The organism is Enterobacter cloacae complex sp. HYC074_NIDB, from assembly GCF_056673345.1.
This window is the reverse complement of the sequence record NZ_CP114214.1, coordinates 3,762,658-3,780,163: the sequence shown is the minus strand read 5'-3', so window position 1 is coordinate 3,780,163 and position 17,506 is coordinate 3,762,658. Positions and strand designations below refer to the sequence as shown.

Below are 17,506 nucleotides of genomic sequence, written 5' to 3'. Positions count from 1 at the left end.
TTGAGAACAATCTCGGCGATGGCGCAATTCTACTCTGCAAAACGACGCGTGACGACGCGTCAGATCATAACTGTTGAAGCCTCTGACCTCGATCCTTTTGGACAGGGGGTGGCGCGACACAAGGGTAAAACACTGTTTATCACAGGTTTGCTGCCAGGAGAACGTGCAGATATTACGCTGACGGAAGACAAACGTCAGTATGCGCGCGGTCAGGTCAAGCGCCGTCTTAATGATAGCCCGGAGCGCGTGACGCCTCGCTGCCCCCATTTTGGCGTCTGCGGTGGCTGCCAGCAACAGCATGCCAGCACTGAATTACAGCAAAAAAGTAAAAGCAGCGCGCTGGCCCGCCTGGTCGGACACGACGTGAATGACATCATTGCCGATCGGCCCTGGGGCTACCGTCGCCGCGCTCGCCTGAGCCTCAGCTACCAGCCCAAAACCGAGCGGCTGGAGATGGGGTTTCGCAAAGCCGGCTCCAGCGATATCGTCTCTGTCACGCAGTGCCCTGTTTTGGTGCCCCATCTTGAGGCATTGCTCCCGGACGTGCACCACTGTCTTGCATCGCTGGATGGCGTGCGTTCGCTCGGCCATGTCGAACTGGTGTTGGCCAACAGTGCCCCGCTGATGGTGCTGCGCCACACCGCGCCGCTGTCAAAGGCGGATCGCGAAAAACTGGAACGCTTTTCGCATTCTCATGAGCTTGCGCTTTTCCTCGCGCCGCAAAGCGAGATACTTGAGCAGGTCAGCGGAGAAGCGCCCTGGTATGCGTCAGACGGGCTACGCTTAACGTTCAGCCCGCGGGATTTTATCCAGGTCAACGACGGCGTGAACCAACAGATGGTGGCGAATGCGCTGGAATGGCTCGACGTACAGCCCACTGACCGGGTGCTCGATCTGTTCTGCGGCATGGGGAACTTTACCCTGCCGCTGGCCCGCAGAGCAGCAAGCGTGGTCGGAGTGGAAGGCGTTGAGGCGCTGGTGGCGAAAGGCCAGGAGAACGCCCAACAGAACGGTTTGCAAAATGTGACATTCTTTCATCAAAATCTTGAGGATGATGTCACTCAGCAACCGTGGGCTAAGCAGGGCTTTGATAAGATCCTGCTCGATCCGGCGCGCGCAGGTGCGCCAGGCGTGATGCAGCATATAATTAAACTCGCGCCTGAACGCGTGGTCTATGTTTCCTGTAACCCGGCGACGCTTGCCCGTGACAGCGAAGCATTATTGAGCGGGGGTTACCAGATTCGGCGTCTGGCAATGCTGGACATGTTCCCGCACACTGGTCATCTGGAATCGATGGTGTTGTTCGAGCACATCTAATGAGTTTGGCTTGTCGACTTCGACAGGCCCTTGTCCCTAAAGGAGAGGACGATGGTTGCGGTAAGAAGTGCACATTTAAATAAAGCTGGTGAGTTTGACCCTCAAAAATGGATCGCAAGTCTGGGGATTTCCAGCCAGCAGTCGTGTGAACGCTTAACCGAAACCTGGGCCTATTGTTTACGCACAACGCAGGGGCATCCGGACGCTGAACTGCTGTTGTGGCGCGGCGTGGAGATGGTTGAAATTCTCTCCATGCTGAACATGGACATCGAAACGCTACAGGCCGCACTACTGTTCCCCCTGGCGGACGCCGACGTGGTGACGGAAGACGTCCTGCGTGAAAGCGTCGGCCAGTCCGTCGTGGCGCTCATCCACGGCGTGCGTGATATGGCAGCCATTCGTCAGCTTAAAGCCGCGCAAACTGACTCTGTCTCTTCCGAGCAGGTGGATAACGTTCGTCGTATGCTGCTGGCGATGGTAGATGATTTCCGCTGCGTGGTGATCAAGCTGGCCGAACGGGTTGCCCATCTGCGTGAAGTAAAGGATGCGCCGGAAGACGAGCGCGTCCTGGCCGCCAAAGAGTGTACGAATATCTATGCGCCGCTGGCGAACCGTCTGGGTATCGGGCAACTGAAGTGGGAGCTGGAAGATTACTGCTTCCGCTACCTGCATCCGGCGGAATACAAACGCATTGCAAAATTGCTGCACGAACGCCGCATTGACCGCGAGCACTATATCGAGGAATTTGTCAGCGGGCTGCGCCAGTCGATGAAAGAGGAGAATGTGCGCGCCGAGGTCTACGGGCGTCCAAAGCACATCTACAGCATCTGGCGCAAAATGCAGAAGAAACACCTCGCCTTTGACGAGCTGTTTGACGTGCGCGCGGTGCGTATCGTGGCGGAGCGTCTTCAGGACTGCTATGCCGCGCTGGGGATAGTGCATACTCACTTCCGCCATCTGCCGGATGAGTTCGATGACTACGTCGCGAACCCGAAACCAAACGGCTATCAGTCTATTCATACCGTGGTGCTCGGCCCTGGCGGCAAAACGGTGGAAATTCAGATCCGTACCAAACAGATGCACGAAGACGCCGAGCTGGGCGTGGCGGCGCACTGGAAATACAAAGAGGGTACCTCCGGCGGCGGTCGCTCCGGTCACGAGGACCGTATCGCCTGGCTGCGTAAGCTGATTGCGTGGCAGGAAGAGATGGCCGACTCCGGCGAAATGCTCGACGAAGTGCGCAGTCAGGTCTTCGACGATCGCGTCTACGTCTTTACCCCGAAAGGGGACGTGGTGGATTTGCCGGCAGGCTCCACGCCGCTCGATTTCGCCTACCACATCCACAGCGATGTGGGGCACCGTTGCATCGGGGCGAAGATCGGCGGACGTATCGTACCGTTTACCTACCAGCTCCAGATGGGCGATCAGATTGAAATCATCACCCAGAAGCAGCCAAACCCAAGCCGCGACTGGCTGAACCCGAACCTCGGTTACGTTACCACCAGCCGTGGGCGCTCAAAAATTCACGCCTGGTTCCGTAAGCAGGATCGTGACAAGAACATCCTTGCCGGTCGCCAGATCCTGGACGACGAGCTGGAACATATTGGCATTAGCCTGAAAGAAGCGGAGAAGTTCCTGCTGCCGCGCTACAACTTCAACGAGCTCGACGAACTGTTAGCGGCGATTGGCGGCGGTGATATCCGCCTGAACCAGATGGTGAACTTCCTGCAAGCGCAGTTCAACAAGCCAAGCGCGGCAGAGCAGGATGCGGCAGCCCTGAAACAGCTCCAGCAGAAAACCTACGCTCCGCAGCAGCGCAGCAAGGACAATGGCCGCGTGGTGGTTGAAGGGGTGGGTAACCTGATGCACCACATTGCCCGCTGCTGCCAGCCGATCCCGGGAGATGATATTGTCGGCTTTATCACCCAGGGGCGCGGGATCTCAATTCACCGCTCCGACTGCGACCAGCTTGCAGAGCTGCAATCGCATGCGCCGGAACGTATCGTGGAAGCCGTCTGGGGGGAGAGCTACTCGGCGGGTTACTCGCTGGTGGTGCGCGTCACTGCCAACGACCGCAGCGGCCTGCTGCGCGACATCACCACCATTCTCGCCAACGAGAAGGTCAACGTGCTGGGCGTTGCCAGCCGCAGCGATACCCGCGAGCAGCTTGCCACCATCGATATGACTATCGAAATCTATAACCTTCAGGTGCTGGGCCGCGTACTCGGCAAACTGAACCAGGTGCCGGATGTGATTGACGCGCGTCGTCTGCACGGCGGCTAAACATCCTCTTCTGTAGGCCGGGTAAGGCAACGCCGCCACCCGGCTCAGGCATTTAATGGAATCTGTTATGACTCAAATCGACCGCCTGCTCGGCATCATGAAACGCCTGCGCGACCCGGAAAACGGCTGCCCGTGGGATAAAGAGCAGACTTTCGCCACCATTGCGCCTTACACGCTGGAAGAGACCTACGAAGTGCTGGACGCCATTTCGCGAGAGGATTTCGACGATCTGCGCGGTGAGCTGGGCGACCTGCTGTTCCAGGTGGTGTTCTACGCGCAGATGGCGCAGGAAGAGGGGCGCTTTAACTTTGACGATATCTGCGCCGCTATCAGCGACAAGCTGGAGCGTCGTCATCCGCATATCTTTGGTGATGCCTCCGCAGGTAACAGTGTGGAAGTGCTGGCGCGCTGGGAGCAGATAAAAAGCGCTGAACGCGCTGAAAAATCCCAGCACTCGGCGCTGGACGACATTCCCCTGAACCTTCCCGCGCTGATGCGCGCGCACAAAATTCAAAAGCGCTGCTCGGCGGTAGGGTTTGACTGGACCTCTCTCGGCCCGGTGCTGGAAAAAGTACACGAAGAGATCGACGAAGTGATGCATGAAGCGCAGCAGGCCGTTGTGGATGAAGCAAAGCTGGAAGAGGAGATGGGCGATCTGCTGTTTGCAACCGTCAACCTTTCACGCCACCTCGGTGTAAAAGCGGAAACCGCCCTGCAAAAAGCGAACATTAAATTCGAACGACGCTTTCGCGAAGTTGAGCGGATTGTGGCCTCGCGCGGCCTGGAAATGAGCGGGATTGACCTCGACGCGATGGAAGAAGTCTGGCAGGAAGTAAAACGCCAGGAACATGATCTCTAACGAGATTTTGCGATCAAGCGCAATTTGTGTGATTTTTTAAATGACAAGCGCTTGATTTGCGTCAAAAACATTTACCCAAAAGGGGCTATTTTCTCACTCCTTATGTTTGTCATGGCCTGGAATGGAGACGGAGAATGAAAGTTTGTGGCGCTCGTCGTGTTCGGGTATACTACTTTCCCGTCCTGGTTATTCCATCGTTTCACCCTAACTTCTCAGGTTCAGCATGACAACGAACTATATTTTTGTGACCGGCGGGGTCGTATCCTCTCTGGGTAAAGGCATTGCCGCAGCCTCCCTCGCAGCCATTCTTGAAGCCCGTGGCCTCAATGTGACCATGATGAAACTGGATCCGTACATCAACGTCGATCCTGGCACCATGAGCCCAACCCAACACGGGGAAGTGTTCGTTACTGAAGACGGCGCTGAAACCGATCTGGATCTTGGCCACTACGAGCGTTTCATCCGTACCAAAATGACCCGTCGTAACAACTTTACGACTGGCCGTATCTACTCTGACGTTCTGCGTAAAGAGCGCCGTGGTGACTACCTGGGCGCGACCGTGCAGGTCATCCCACACATCACTAACGCCATTAAAGAGCGTGTCCTTGCCGGTGGCGAAGGGCATGACGTTGTGCTGGTTGAAATCGGCGGTACCGTGGGGGATATCGAATCCCTGCCATTCCTCGAAGCGATTCGTCAGCTGGCGGTAGATATTGGTCGTGAGCACGCGCTGTTCATGCACCTGACGCTGGTGCCTTACATGGCGGCAGCAGGTGAAGTGAAAACCAAACCGACTCAGCACTCTGTTAAAGAGCTGCTCTCCATCGGTATTCAGCCTGACATCCTGGTTTGCCGTTCCGATCGCGCGATTCCGGCGAACGAACGTGCGAAAATTGCATTGTTCTGTAACGTGCCTGAAAAAGCCGTTATTTCAATGAAAGATGTCGATTCCATTTATAAAATCCCGGGCCTGTTGAAATCACAGGGTCTGGACGATTATATTTGTAAACGATTCAGCTTGAACTGTCCGGAAGCTAACCTGTCTGAATGGGAGCAGGTAATTTACGAAGAAGCCAATCCGGGCGGCGAAGTGACTATCGGTATGGTCGGCAAGTACATCGAACTGCCAGATGCCTATAAGTCAGTTATCGAAGCGCTGAAACACGGTGGTCTGAAGAATCGCGTCTCTGTGAACATCAAGCTGATTGATTCGCAGGATGTGGAGACGCGCGGCGTCGAAATTCTCAAAGATCTGGATGCGATTCTCATCCCTGGCGGCTTCGGCTACCGTGGTGTTGAAGGCAAGATCGCCACTGCACGCTATGCGCGTGAAAACAATATTCCATACCTCGGTATCTGCCTGGGTATGCAGGTTGCGCTGATTGAATTTGCGCGCAACGTAGCGGGAATGGAAAACGCGAACTCTACGGAATTTGTGCCAGACTGTAAGTACCCTGTTGTGGCGCTGATTACGGAATGGCGCGACGAAGACGGTAACGTCGAAGTCCGTACCGAGAAGAGCGATCTGGGTGGCACCATGCGTCTTGGCGCACAGGCCTGCCAGCTGTCCGACGATAGCGTGGTACGCAAGCTGTACGGCGAGCCGGTCATCACCGAGCGCCATCGTCACCGCTATGAAGTCAACAACATGTTGTTGAAACAAATTGAAGCTGCGGGTCTGCGTGTTGCGGGCCGTTCCGGGGATGATCAGTTAGTCGAGATCATCGAAGTGCCTAACCATCCGTGGTTCGTGGCCTGCCAATTCCACCCGGAATTTACTTCAACGCCGCGTGACGGGCATCCGCTGTTTGCAGGCTTCGTGAAAGCCGCCAGCGAGTACCAGAAGCGTCAGGCGAAGTAAAAAAAGTTAGAACGGCAACGCGTACCTTTGGTACGCGTTGTTTGTCTGGAGTTTTAGTTTAACTTGTACTGAGGAAAATCTAATGTCCAAAATCGTTAAAGTCATCGGTCGTGAAATCATCGACTCCCGTGGTAACCCGACCGTTGAAGCTGAAGTTCATCTGGAAGGTGGTTTCGTCGGTATGGCAGCGGCTCCATCAGGTGCTTCTACAGGTTCCCGCGAAGCGCTGGAACTGCGTGATGGCGACAAATCCCGTTTCATGGGCAAAGGCGTACTGAAAGCGGTTGGCGCTGTTAACGGTCCTATTGCTCAGGCTATCGTTGGCAAAGATGCTAAAGATCAGGCTGGCATCGACAAGATCATGATCGATCTGGACGGTACTGAAAACAAATCTAACTTCGGTGCGAACGCAATCCTGGCGGTTTCCCTGGCGAACGCCAAAGCGGCAGCAGCAGCTAAAGGCATGCCACTGTTCGAGCACATCGCTGAACTGAACGGCACCCCAGGCAAATACTCTATGCCTGTACCAATGATGAACATCATCAACGGTGGTGAGCACGCAGACAACAACGTTGATATTCAGGAATTCATGATTCAGCCAGTTGGCGCGAAAACCCTGAAAGAAGCGGTACGTATGGGTTCTGAAGTGTTCCACAACCTGGCTAAAGTTCTGAAAGCTAAAGGTATGAACACGGCTGTTGGTGACGAAGGCGGCTACGCGCCAAACCTGGGTTCTAACGCAGAAGCACTGGCTGTTATCGCTGAAGCGGTTAAAGCAGCAGGCTACGAGCTGGGCAAAGACATCACCCTGGCGATGGACTGCGCAGCATCTGAATTCTACAAAGACGGTAAATACGTTCTGGCTGGCGAAGGCAACAAAGCGTTCACCTCTGAAGAGTTCACCCACTTCCTGGAAGACCTGACCAAACAGTACCCAATCGTTTCTATCGAAGACGGTCTGGACGAGTCTGACTGGGATGGTTTCGCATACCAGACCAAAGTACTGGGCGACAAAATCCAGCTGGTTGGTGACGATCTGTTCGTAACCAACACCAAGATCCTGAAAGAAGGCATCGAGAAAGGTATCGTTAACTCCATCCTGATCAAATTCAACCAGATCGGTTCTCTGACCGAAACGCTGGCTGCGATCAAAATGGCGAAAGACGCTGGCTACACCGCGGTTATCTCTCACCGTTCTGGCGAAACTGAAGATGCTACCATCGCTGACCTGGCTGTTGGTACCGCTGCTGGCCAGATCAAAACCGGTTCTATGAGCCGTTCTGACCGTGTTGCTAAATACAACCAGCTGATTCGTATCGAAGAAGCGCTGGGCGAAAAAGCACCTTACAACGGTCGTAAAGAGATCAAAGGCCAGGCATAAGCCTGAACCTTCGTTCTTACGAAAAAACCCGCTTCGGCGGGTTTTTTGTTTTCTATAGCAGAAGCGGCAACGTGGCGCTTGCCGTTTGCTGGCTAACGTCACCGTAATGGCTGTCTACTGCAATAAGGGAAGTGGTTAGCAGTTCAACCAGCAGCATCACGCCAACCTTGGCATTGAGCGCACCCGCGCTCAGCGGTCCCTCGGGTTTGGCTGCAACCAGCTGTAAATCGCTCAGGGAGGCCAGCGGGCTGCGGGGCGTATTGCTGAGCGCCAGTACCTTAACGCCCCGCTTGCGGGCTAGCTTCACGACGTGGAGTAAATCGCGGGTCGATCCCGAACTTGAGATAGCGACCACCAGCGTCTCGTCAGACAGCGTTGCCGCATTCATGGCCGCGCGATGCATATCGCTAAACAGCTGCGCGGGTTTGCCCAGCCGCAGGAGCTTGTAATGCAGATATTCCCCGAGTATCGCGCTGGCGGCCACCCCGTAAATTTGCACTGACTGCGCCTGATGCAGGGCCAGTGTCGCCTGTTCAAGTTGGGCCCGGTCGAGGAGTTTTGCGGTATCTTGCAGCGCCTGGACAGACTCATCCACCACGTTATCTATTGCATCTCCTGCCTGACGCTCAGGCAAACCCTGCTGAATATCCAGCGCAAGCGCCATTTTAAATTCGTTATACCCCTTACAGCCCAGCGTGCGGCAAAGGCGTGTGACGCTGGCCTCGCTGGTGCCGCTTTCACGCGCCAGCTCGGTGATCGTCAGGTAGAGCACCCTGGCAGGATCGTTGAGAACAAACTCCCCCAGTTTTTGTTGCGTTGGGCTGTACCCGGAAGCCTCCTGGCGTAGCTTCAGCAGCAGGTTTTCATGGTCCGACATGCTAGATCCTTAATGCGTTTCTCTGCCAACTAGTGTGGCGGAAAGCGGGGGAGAGATGCCAGTCATTTCGAAAAAGTATGATCGGCGTCCTGGTTTTTGGTGGTAATTTTCACAATTAAAAATATATGTGGTAAAAATTTTCATCAACAACCAGGGGGATAAAAAAATGATGCAAATGTTCAGCGGAGCGTCTTCCGGCGGATGGTTTGAAAAAGCGCAGCGCTTTGGCAAATCCTTTATGTTACCCATCGCCATACTGCCCGCAGCAGGTCTGTTGCTGGGGATCGGCGGGGCGCTATCGAATCCGAATACGCTTACCGCGTATCCATTTTTAGACGTTGGCTGGCTACAGGCCATCTTTACCATCATGAGCAGCGCAGGCTCGATTGTGTTTGCAAACCTGTCGGTACTGTTTGCTGTTGGGGTCGCCGTTGGGCTGGCGAAAAATGATAAAGGCACGGCAGGGCTGGCGGCGTTGCTCGCTTATCTGGTGATGAATGCCACTATCAATGCGCTGCTGATCCTGACCGGAAAACTGGCGCATGAGAACCCGGGCGCCGTAGGGCAGGGCATGACGCTGGGTATTCAGACGCTTGAAACGGGCGTGTTTGGTGGGGTAGTTATTGGGCTGGTGACCTGCGCACTGCATCATCGATTTAATAAAATCGCGCTTCCGCAATTCCTGGGCTTTTTTGGCGGCTCGCGCTTTGTTCCGATTATCAGCTCGCTGGCGGCGATACTCGTCGGGGCGCTCATGACCGTTGTTTGGCCGCACTTCCAGAAGCTGATCTTTGGCCTCGGCGGTCTGGTGGACGCCACCGGCTATCTGGGCACCCTGCTGTACGGTTTTATCCTGCGCATGCTTGGCCCGTTTGGTTTGCACCACATCTTCTATCTTCCGTTCTGGACCACCGCGCTTGGCGGCAGTGAAATTGTTAACGGTCACCTGGTTGAGGGCACACAGCGGATCTTCTTCGCCCAGCTCGCCGACCCGAACACGCAGCATTTCTATGAGGGCACGTCGCGCTTCATGTCCGGGCGCTTTATTACCATGATGTTTGGCCTGCTGGGCGCCTGCCTTGCGATGTACCACACGGCCAGGCCGGAGAATAAGAAGCGCGTCGCCGGGCTGCTGCTTTCTGCGGCGTTAACTTCTTTCCTGACCGGCATTACTGAGCCTGTCGAGTTCTCATTCCTGTTTATTGCCCCGGTGCTGTACGTCATTCATGCGCTGTTTGACGGGCTGGCGTTCATGCTCGCGCACATTCTGCACATCACCATCGGACAAACTTTCTCCGGCGGGTTTATTGATTTCGTGCTGTTCGGCATTTTGCAGGGGGAAGCGAAAACTAACTGGATGTTCGTCCCGCTGGTGGGCGTACCGTGGTTCTTCCTTTACTACTGTACCTTCCGCTATCTGATCAAACGTTTTGATTTTGCCACGCCGGGCCGTGAAAAGGAGGCGTTGGCTGACGAGGCTACCCTGCCGCAAAGCGAGCGCGCCGCGGCGGTGATCGCCGGGCTGGGAGGAAAAGACAATCTGGATGACGTTGACTGCTGCGCCACGCGCCTTCGCGTCACGGTGAAAGACGGTAGCAAAGTCAATGAATCTGCACTGAAAGCGACCGGCGCGCGCGGCGTCATCGTGCGCGGTAACGGGGTTCAGGTCATCTATGGCCCGCACGTCACCATTATCAAAAACGAAGTGGAAGAGATCTTATCGTAATGAAAACTGTACTGGATAACCTGAAAGGAAAACTGGTCGTCTCCTGCCAGGCGCTGGAAAACGAACCGCTGCACAGCCCGTTTATTATGTCGCGAATGGCGCTGGCGGCGGCCCAGGGCGGTGCCGCTGCGATCCGCGCCAATAGCGTGGTGGATATCGAGGCTATCAAAGGGCTGGTCTCACTGCCGGTCATCGGCATCATCAAACGAGACTATCCGGACAGCGAGGTGTTCATCACCGCGACGCTCAAAGAAGTGGATGAGCTGATGGCGGTCGCCCCGGAGATCGTTGCGCTGGATGCGACCGCCCGGAAACGGCCCGGTGGCGTATCGCTGGACATGCTGATCGCGCAGATCCGCACCCGTTACCCTTCGCTGCTGCTGATGGCGGATATTGCCACCGTGCAGGAGGCCGTGACCGCGCAGGCGCTGGGGTTTGATTGTGTCGGAACCACCCTTTACGGTTATACGGCGGAGACCGCGGGCCATTCGCTACCGGAAAATGACTGCGCGTTTTTGAAAGAGGTGCTGTCTGCCGTCACGATCCCCGTGATTGCCGAAGGTAACGTGAATACCCCCGATCGCGCGGCCAGGTGTCTGGCGCTGGGGGCGCACACGGTTGTCGTCGGCGGGGCGATCACCCGACCGCAGCAAATTACGGAACGGTTTATGGCGGCAATTGACGCGCAAAGCACCGATGGAGCATGATCATCTGACGGGGATCTGCGATACTTATCGTTTATCCCCTTAACAGAGTTGACTATGCAGTACCCGATTAACGAGATGTTCCAGACCCTTCAAGGCGAGGGTTACTTTACCGGCGTTCCCGCTATCTTTATTCGTTTACAGGGATGCCCGGTTGGCTGCGCCTGGTGTGATACCAAACATACGTGGGATAAGCTCGCAGATCGGGAAGTGTCGCTGTTCAGCATTCTGGCGAAAACCAAAGAGAGCGATAAATGGGGCGCGGGCAGCGCGGAAGATCTGCTTGCCATTATTGGTCGTCAGGGCTGGACGGCGCGGCACGTGGTGATCACCGGCGGGGAACCCTGCATTCACGATCTGATGCCGCTCACCGAACTGCTCGAAAAGAACGGCTATAGCTGTCAGATTGAAACCAGCGGTACCCATGAAGTGCGCTGCTCCCATTCAACGTGGGTAACGGTTTCACCGAAAGTGAATATGCGCGGCGGGTATGACGTACTGTCGCAGGCGCTTGAGCGTGCTGATGAGATCAAACATCCGGTGGGGCGCGTGCGTGACATCGAAGCGCTGGATGAACTGCTGGCGACGCTGACGGACGAAAAGCAGCGCGTGATCGCGCTACAGCCTATCAGCCAGAAAGACGATGCGACCCGTCTGTGCATTGAAACCTGTATCGCCCGCAACTGGCGGCTGTCGATGCAGACGCACAAATATCTGAACATTGCCTGATACTTTTGTGGCCCCGCTTAACGCGGGGCTTTTGTTGTTGGCAGTAAAGCCCAGGTCACGACTGCCGACCCAAGGCAAATCGCACTGTTGAAAAGCAAGGCATACTGCGCGGCACTGGCCGTTCCCATCGGCAGCCATAGCGCGTACAGCGATGCGGTGACCGCGATACCCATTGCGCCGCCCAGGGAACTGCCCATCTTATAGATCCCTGAAGCCACCCCCACTTTGTTTTCAGGGGCATTCATTACCGCCGTGTCCGTTGAGGGCGTGGCGTAACATCCGAGCCCCAGCCCAAATAAAATATTGCTCAGAAAAACGGTAACAATGTAGACCTCTTTGCTTAAGAAGGTGCATGAAATCAGCGAAATACCTGTTGCGGTCAGCAGCGGGCCGGTCATCATCGGCAGCCTGGCGCCATAGCGCTGAAGCAGTTTTTCACCCACCCGGATCATCGCCAGTACGGTAACCAGATACCCCAGCGTCATCATGCCTGTCTGTAGTGGTGACAGATGATGGCCTTGCTGCAACCAGATGCTGGCGATCATCATGGTGCCAATGCAGCCGTTGAGCAGGAAATTTGAGAATACCGAGGCGCTATAGGCCCGGTTTTTAAACAGGGCGAAATCGATCAGCGCCGCATCGCCTTTTCGCCGCCCGGTAACGACAAAGCACATCAGTGCAATCACGGCTCCACACAGTACAAGAAGCGATAAACTGCTGCTCCAGCCCCAGCTGTGTCCTTTGCTAATAAACAGATTGAACAGCACCAGCATAAGGACAAAACTCACCAGGCCGCTGATATCCAGTTTGTGTCGACACGCATCAGGGCTGCGGCTTTCCGGGGTGGCGCGGATAAGCAATAGCGCGGCCAGAGCCACCACCATGGAGAAAATAAATATCCAGCGCCAGCCCAGCGTGGTGGCGATGGCGCCTCCCACAAACGAGCTCAGGCCACTGCCGCCCCAGGAGCCGATAACCCAAAAGCTGATGGCGCGCTGGCGTGCTTTACCGTCATACCAGGTCTTAATCAGCGCCAGCGTGGCGGGCATGATGCAGGCCGCTGATAGCCCCTGTATCGCTCTTCCCAACAGAAACAGGACGGGCTCCCATGAAATGAACAGCAGACCACTCCCGATCATGCTCAGTATCAGGCCAATCATGGTCAGGCGCATGCGCCCATACTTATCGGCAAACCCACCGCAGGCGACGACAAAACAGCCGCTGAACAACGCGCTAAGGCTGACGGCCAGCGTAAGGGTTTCGAGGGCAATATCGAGGCTATTCTGCATGGCCGGAACCACGTTGATAACCGACTGGGCAAACAGCCAGAATGTCAGAACGCTCATGACGATACCCGCCAGCAGCCGATCGTTACCGGCGTAGGCGGATGCGCCTGTCAGGGAAACGGTACTCATAGTGCAGCCCTCCCGGGAAGGTGCGAATCAGCGCAGATAGTGTTCGGTCAGTGCGGCCCACAGCGCCGCGCCGGTGAGGAGAATGTTGTCGTTAAAGTCGTAGCCCGGGTTATGTACCATGCAGCGGTCAGGCTCATCCCCGGCGCCAAGCGTGAAATAGCATCCATTGGGATTTTTCTCGAGCATGAAAGCAAAGTCCTCGCTGCCCATAAACGCATTGACCTCCGCGACGGCATCCTGACCGAACAGATCGGTGGCGACGCTGCGCACCATCTCGTTGGCTTGCGGATTGTTTTTCAGTACCGGGCTGCCGTTAATGTGTCGAATGGTGGCCGTCGCATTGAAACTTTCCGCCTGTGCAACGGCGATATCATGGATACGCTGTAGCACGGTTTGCCGCACGCGTTCATCCAGCGTGCGCACGGTAAGTTTCATCAACACTTTGTCGTTGATAATGTTAGGGGCGTGCCCGGCCTGAATGCTGCCTACGGTAACGACGGCTGGCTGGAAGGGGGTAATGTTGCGCGAAACAATCGACTGCAACGCGATAGTGATATGACAGGCAACCAGGGTGGCGTCAACGGTATGTTCTGGCACCGCACCGTGACCCCCACGCCGTTAACCTCAATATGAAGGGTGTCGGAAGAGGCCATCATGGCGCCATCGCGCAGACCAATTTTTCCGAGGGGCTGTGACGGCATATTGTGCAGACCAAAGATGTGGTCGCAGGGGAACAGGTCAAACAAACCGTCCTCTACCATAACGCGTCCGCCATACAGAAGTTCTTCCGCGGGCTGAAAAATAAGGTGCAGCGTGCCGTTAAAATTACGGGTGCGTGCCAGGTACTCCGCTGCATACAGGAGCGTTGTGGTGTGGCCGTCATGACCGCAGCCGTGGAATTTACCCTCAACGGTACTGCTCCACGCCTTGCCGTTGTTTTCCTGCATTGGCAGCGCATCCATATCGGCGCGCAGGCCCAGGCGTTTATGCCCGTTACCCACCTTCAGTGTGCCGACCACACCGGTTTTCGCCAGCCCGCGATGAACCTCATATCCCCATTCCTGAAGCAGCGCAGCAACGCGATCGCTCGTGTTGTGCTCCTCAAAACCAATTTCAGGATGCTGATGAAAATAGCGCCGTAATTCAGTGAACCGAGCTTCGTTGCCACGCAGAGCTTCGATAATTGGATGTGTCATTTTTGTTATCCTTTTTCTGCCAAACGATGATAATTTCGAGTCTATGACGATCGTCCCGCCTGAAAATGCATTTTTTTGTTGTAAAGCGACGGCTTTATTTTGATTGTTTTTCATACAATTCAGTTATGACAAAAAAGAGCAGGTCATTATTTGTCTTTGATGAGGGGTAAGATGGCGCAACGGGGAGATGAATTTTGGATAGAGATTCAGGACATTCGCCACTGCGTGGAGGATGAAGGCGATACGCTAACGTTGCTCTGGGTGCTGGAAGGGCGGGCAGAGCTGAACACCGATGCGGGACGTGACATCCTGGAGGCCAATACCCTTGCCATCATAAACCGTCATCGGCGCTGGCAGTTCACGAGCGAAACGGCAAATGTCACCCTGCGCGTAACCCTTTCCGGGCGCTGGGTCGTCCAGCTCTGCAATGATTTTTTTGCCCATGATTATGCTGTACCGGCAGAAGCCGGAGGCGTCTGGCCCCAGTGCGATGCGCTTCGCGATCTGCTGCGCCAGCTTCTTGTGGTCACCCTCATCAACGACCCGCACCGCTACCGGCTGGAGGCGTACCGCTGGCTGAGCGAGATTTTGCTGTTGCTGACCAGCCGCTTTCAACAGCCCGCCCGTATGCTGTCCCGGGAACTTTCCTCAGCGCACAGCAAACGCATCGCCCGGGTGATAGAGCGGATCAATGCCAGTTATTCCCGCCGTATTACGCTTGCGGAAATCGCCGCGAGTGAATATGTTTCTGAAGCCTGGCTCTCTCGTCTCTTTCGCAAGGAGGTGGGGATCAGTTTCATGCAGTACATCACCCACCTGCGGCTGGAAAAGGCGGCCGACGCTCTCCGGCTGACGAACCGACCGCTGCACCAGATTGCGCTTGAGCAGGGTTTCGCCAGCACGCGTATGATGAGCGATCGGTTCAGGCGTGTTCACAATATGTCTCCGGGTGAGTTTCGTAAGGCCCGACGCCAGCACCCGGAGGCGGCACGTATTCGGACGGACAGGCGTGAGCAGCGCTATCCGGTCGCCGTGGACAAGCTGTTTAGCCTGCTCAATGAACCGGTGGCGCGCGGTTGGGGAGCCTCGCCGCTCGTCGTTCACCCGCAGCAGGAGCAGAGACTGGATCTTGAGCAGCTCAATCCTCTTTCTGCCTCGCTGCGCCGTATGCGGGTGGTCATTACCCTGCGTGAGCTCGACGATTTGCTCCGTGAGGACGTTCGACAAAATCTGGAGGCGATAAATGAGGCTATTCCCATTGAGGGAATTGATATCGCCGAACCTTTTCTCAGCAGTCGTCTGTTTGCTACCGGGTGGGATGACCCCCAGATGGCGGGCTACGCCTGCTGGTACAATCTGCATCAGCTCTTCACCTGGCTGGCAAAAAAGCAGTGGACGGTGCTACTGCACACCGGCGTAACGACCCGTCGCGATCTTCTCACCCGCTTTTTACAACAGTCGGTTAATCATTTTGCGCCAGAGATCACCGCGGGCTGGCACTTCGTCATGCACTGGTCAACACAGGCGAGTGAGGAGACCCGGGAGCAGGTCTGGCTGGCCCAGCAAAAGGCAATACGAACTTATCTTCCGCAGGCAAAGTTTGGTTTATGGCACCGATTTGCCCCCGTCAGCGCGGGCGTAAGCGACGATACCCTGTTCAGTTCAGCCATCCTGATGCAGGCCGATTTTCTTGCCTGTTCTGCCGATGCCAATGAACTTCTCGATCCCGCGCAGCTGGAGGTAACCCCTCTCTCCTCAACGGAAAATTATCCGATACTGAAGGTCCGCCAGATCCTCGCTGCCCTTCGCCTGCGAAAATGTTCGCTTCCCGTCTGGCTTCTCTCCTGGAATACCCTCACCGGCAACACGCGGGCGACAAACGGTTGGTTTTTTCGTGGGGCGCTGCTGATGCAGAACCTGCTCGGGCTTTCGGAGCAGGTCTGGCTGGCGGGATTCTGGCTCAATTCGGGCCTTCAGGGAGAAGCCCGTGCGAACAACACCATCGATACCTCAAGCCTTGCGCTACAGTATAACCATGGTCTGCCGCGTCCGGTTTATTGGGTACTCTGGCTCTGGCAACGTCTGCGGGGCGAGGTGCTGGTCAATGATAAGCGTGTCCTGCCTACGCGCCATCGCAATGGTTATCAGCTGTTGCTGCGTAATGTGGTGGTTTTTAATCCGCTCCTATCCAGTGAAGAAGCCTTCATCCAGCGTTTTCGCCAGCAGTATCATTTACACCTGAAGGGAATGCGCGGTAAATGGCGAATTAAATGCCATCTGTTTGATCAGCACAACGGCGCGCTCTATCCGTTGCTTGAAGGGGTTGGCAGCGAAAGCGGCCCTGATGAAGAGATGTGGCGCTGGATAGCGCATAAAGCGCGTCCAACGCTTTCCGTACGCGATGAACGCCTTTATGACGGCTGGCAACTGAGTGAATCACTGGAGAGTAATGCGCTGGTGCTCTACGAGTTTACGCCGCTCGTGCCTCGTGAGGCCGAAACGGAGGAGATTCACTCCCCGCGGTAGACGCAGCCTGCCGTGCAGGTCTCTTTGATCATCACCGCGCTCAGCAGCGGCACCAGCGGTTTCATCTGATCCCAAATCCATTTCGCCAGCACCTCGCTGGTCGGGTTTTCAAGGCCCGGAATATCATTCAGATAGTAGTGATCGAGACGATCGTAGGTCGGCTTAAACGCGGCCTTCAGTTCGGCAAAGTCCATGATCCAGCCCGTATGGGGATCGACTTCACCGGTGATTTCAAGACGCACCATAAACGAGTGTCCATGCAGGCGGCCACATTTGTGCCCGGCAGGAACGTGTGGAAGGTGGTGTGCGGCTTCGAAGGTGAAATCTTTAAACAGTGTGGTGGACATCATAGCTCTCAGGAATGCGGAAAAAACCGCCGCATAGTACCGGAAAGCACAATTTTTATCATTAACTAAAACGGCTCTGAACGGTCAACGCCTCGTATTCATGGTGTTTATCGACTTTTGTTGTTTTATTTCAGATAGTTGTTTAATCGCTTTTATCGTTAAGAACGATAACTAAAACAGGTTAGTCCATTTGGTTATTTATTATTTCCATCCCTTCTTTAATTGTTATTATCCCCGCCGTTAACCTTATCTTCAGTTTGGATTTATTCGCTTAAAGTCCGCTTT

12 protein-coding genes and 1 pseudogene are annotated in these 17,506 nt (G+C 55.4%); 9 read left to right on the top strand and 4 right to left on the bottom strand.

Annotated features, from left to right (window positions below; translation table 11 throughout):
* The first annotated feature begins 18 nt into the window (after positions 1-18).
* From rlmD to eno, 5 genes are all read left to right on the top strand, one after another.
* Positions 19-1,317 carry a 23S rRNA (uracil(1939)-C(5))-methyltransferase RlmD gene (gene rlmD / locus O1724_RS18400; RefSeq protein ID WP_003862724.1) on the top strand — a complete coding sequence of 433 codons (1,299 nt, stop codon included), beginning with the start codon at positions 19-21 and terminating at the stop codon, positions 1,315-1,317.
* Positions 1,318-1,368: 51 nt separating this feature from the next.
* On the top strand, positions 1,369-3,600 hold the full coding sequence (gene relA, locus O1724_RS18395) for a GTP diphosphokinase (RefSeq protein ID WP_003862722.1): 2,232 nt from the start codon (positions 1,369-1,371) through the stop codon (positions 3,598-3,600).
* A gap of 67 nt (positions 3,601-3,667) precedes the next feature.
* The gene (gene mazG / locus O1724_RS18390) at positions 3,668-4,459 is read left to right on the top strand and encodes a nucleoside triphosphate pyrophosphohydrolase (RefSeq protein ID WP_032610052.1); all 792 of its coding nucleotides are present in this window, start codon (positions 3,668-3,670) and stop codon (positions 4,457-4,459) included.
* 223 nt (positions 4,460-4,682) lie between these two features.
* Complete coding sequence (gene pyrG, locus O1724_RS18385) at positions 4,683-6,320, top strand: glutamine hydrolyzing CTP synthase (RefSeq protein WP_003862718.1); 1,638 nt, start codon at positions 4,683-4,685, stop codon at positions 6,318-6,320.
* Positions 6,321-6,402: 82 nt separating this feature from the next.
* Positions 6,403-7,701, top strand: coding sequence for a phosphopyruvate hydratase (gene eno / locus O1724_RS18380; RefSeq protein WP_006811784.1), 1,299 nt, complete (start codon positions 6,403-6,405; stop codon positions 7,699-7,701).
* A gap of 52 nt (positions 7,702-7,753) precedes the next feature.
* On the opposite strand, the gene O1724_RS18375 is transcribed toward eno, so the two are convergent.
* The gene (locus O1724_RS18375; protein ID WP_032610051.1) at positions 7,754-8,578 is read right to left on the bottom strand and encodes a MurR/RpiR family transcriptional regulator; all 825 of its coding nucleotides are present in this window, start codon (positions 8,576-8,578) and stop codon (positions 7,754-7,756) included.
* A gap of 166 nt (positions 8,579-8,744) precedes the next feature.
* Here O1724_RS18375 and O1724_RS18370 point away from each other — a divergent pair, with 166 nt between their 5' ends.
* The 3 genes from O1724_RS18370 to queE are packed head-to-tail and all read left to right on the top strand — an operon-like array spanning position 8,745 to position 11,737.
* Positions 8,745-10,304 carry a maltose/glucose-specific PTS transporter subunit IIC gene (locus O1724_RS18370; protein WP_061856291.1) on the top strand — a complete coding sequence of 520 codons (1,560 nt, stop codon included), beginning with the start codon at positions 8,745-8,747 and terminating at the stop codon, positions 10,302-10,304.
* Positions 10,304-11,011: an N-acetylmannosamine-6-phosphate 2-epimerase gene (locus O1724_RS18365; RefSeq protein WP_126296838.1), complete on the top strand. Its 708-nt coding sequence runs from the start codon at positions 10,304-10,306 to the stop codon at positions 11,009-11,011. The genes O1724_RS18370 and O1724_RS18365 overlap by 1 nt, the downstream gene beginning before the upstream one ends.
* A gap of 54 nt (positions 11,012-11,065) precedes the next feature.
* Entirely contained in the window at positions 11,066-11,737 is a 672-nt protein-coding gene (gene queE, locus O1724_RS18360) for a 7-carboxy-7-deazaguanine synthase QueE (RefSeq protein WP_006811780.1), read from the top strand.
* Positions 11,738-11,754: 17 nt separating this feature from the next.
* Here the strand turns inward: queE and O1724_RS18355 are convergent, their stop codons facing one another.
* Complete coding sequence (locus O1724_RS18355) at positions 11,755-13,152, bottom strand: MFS transporter (RefSeq protein ID WP_045332260.1); 1,398 nt, start codon at positions 13,150-13,152, stop codon at positions 11,755-11,757.
* Between the two features lie 27 nt (positions 13,153-13,179).
* A pseudogene (locus O1724_RS18350) lies at positions 13,180-14,348 on the bottom strand (M20 aminoacylase family protein).
* 171 nt (positions 14,349-14,519) lie between these two features.
* On the opposite strand from O1724_RS18350, the gene O1724_RS18345 reads away from it, so the two are divergent.
* Complete coding sequence (locus O1724_RS18345) at positions 14,520-16,874, top strand: helix-turn-helix domain-containing protein (RefSeq protein ID WP_126296837.1); 2,355 nt, start codon at positions 14,520-14,522, stop codon at positions 16,872-16,874.
* Here O1724_RS18345 and queD read toward each other — a convergent pair.
* Positions 16,859-17,224 (bottom strand): 6-carboxytetrahydropterin synthase QueD, encoded by a 366-nt coding sequence (gene queD / locus O1724_RS18340; protein WP_006811776.1) that lies wholly within the window; start codon positions 17,222-17,224, stop codon positions 16,859-16,861. The genes O1724_RS18345 and queD overlap by 16 nt on opposite strands.
* Positions 17,225-17,506: the final 282 nt, after the last annotated feature.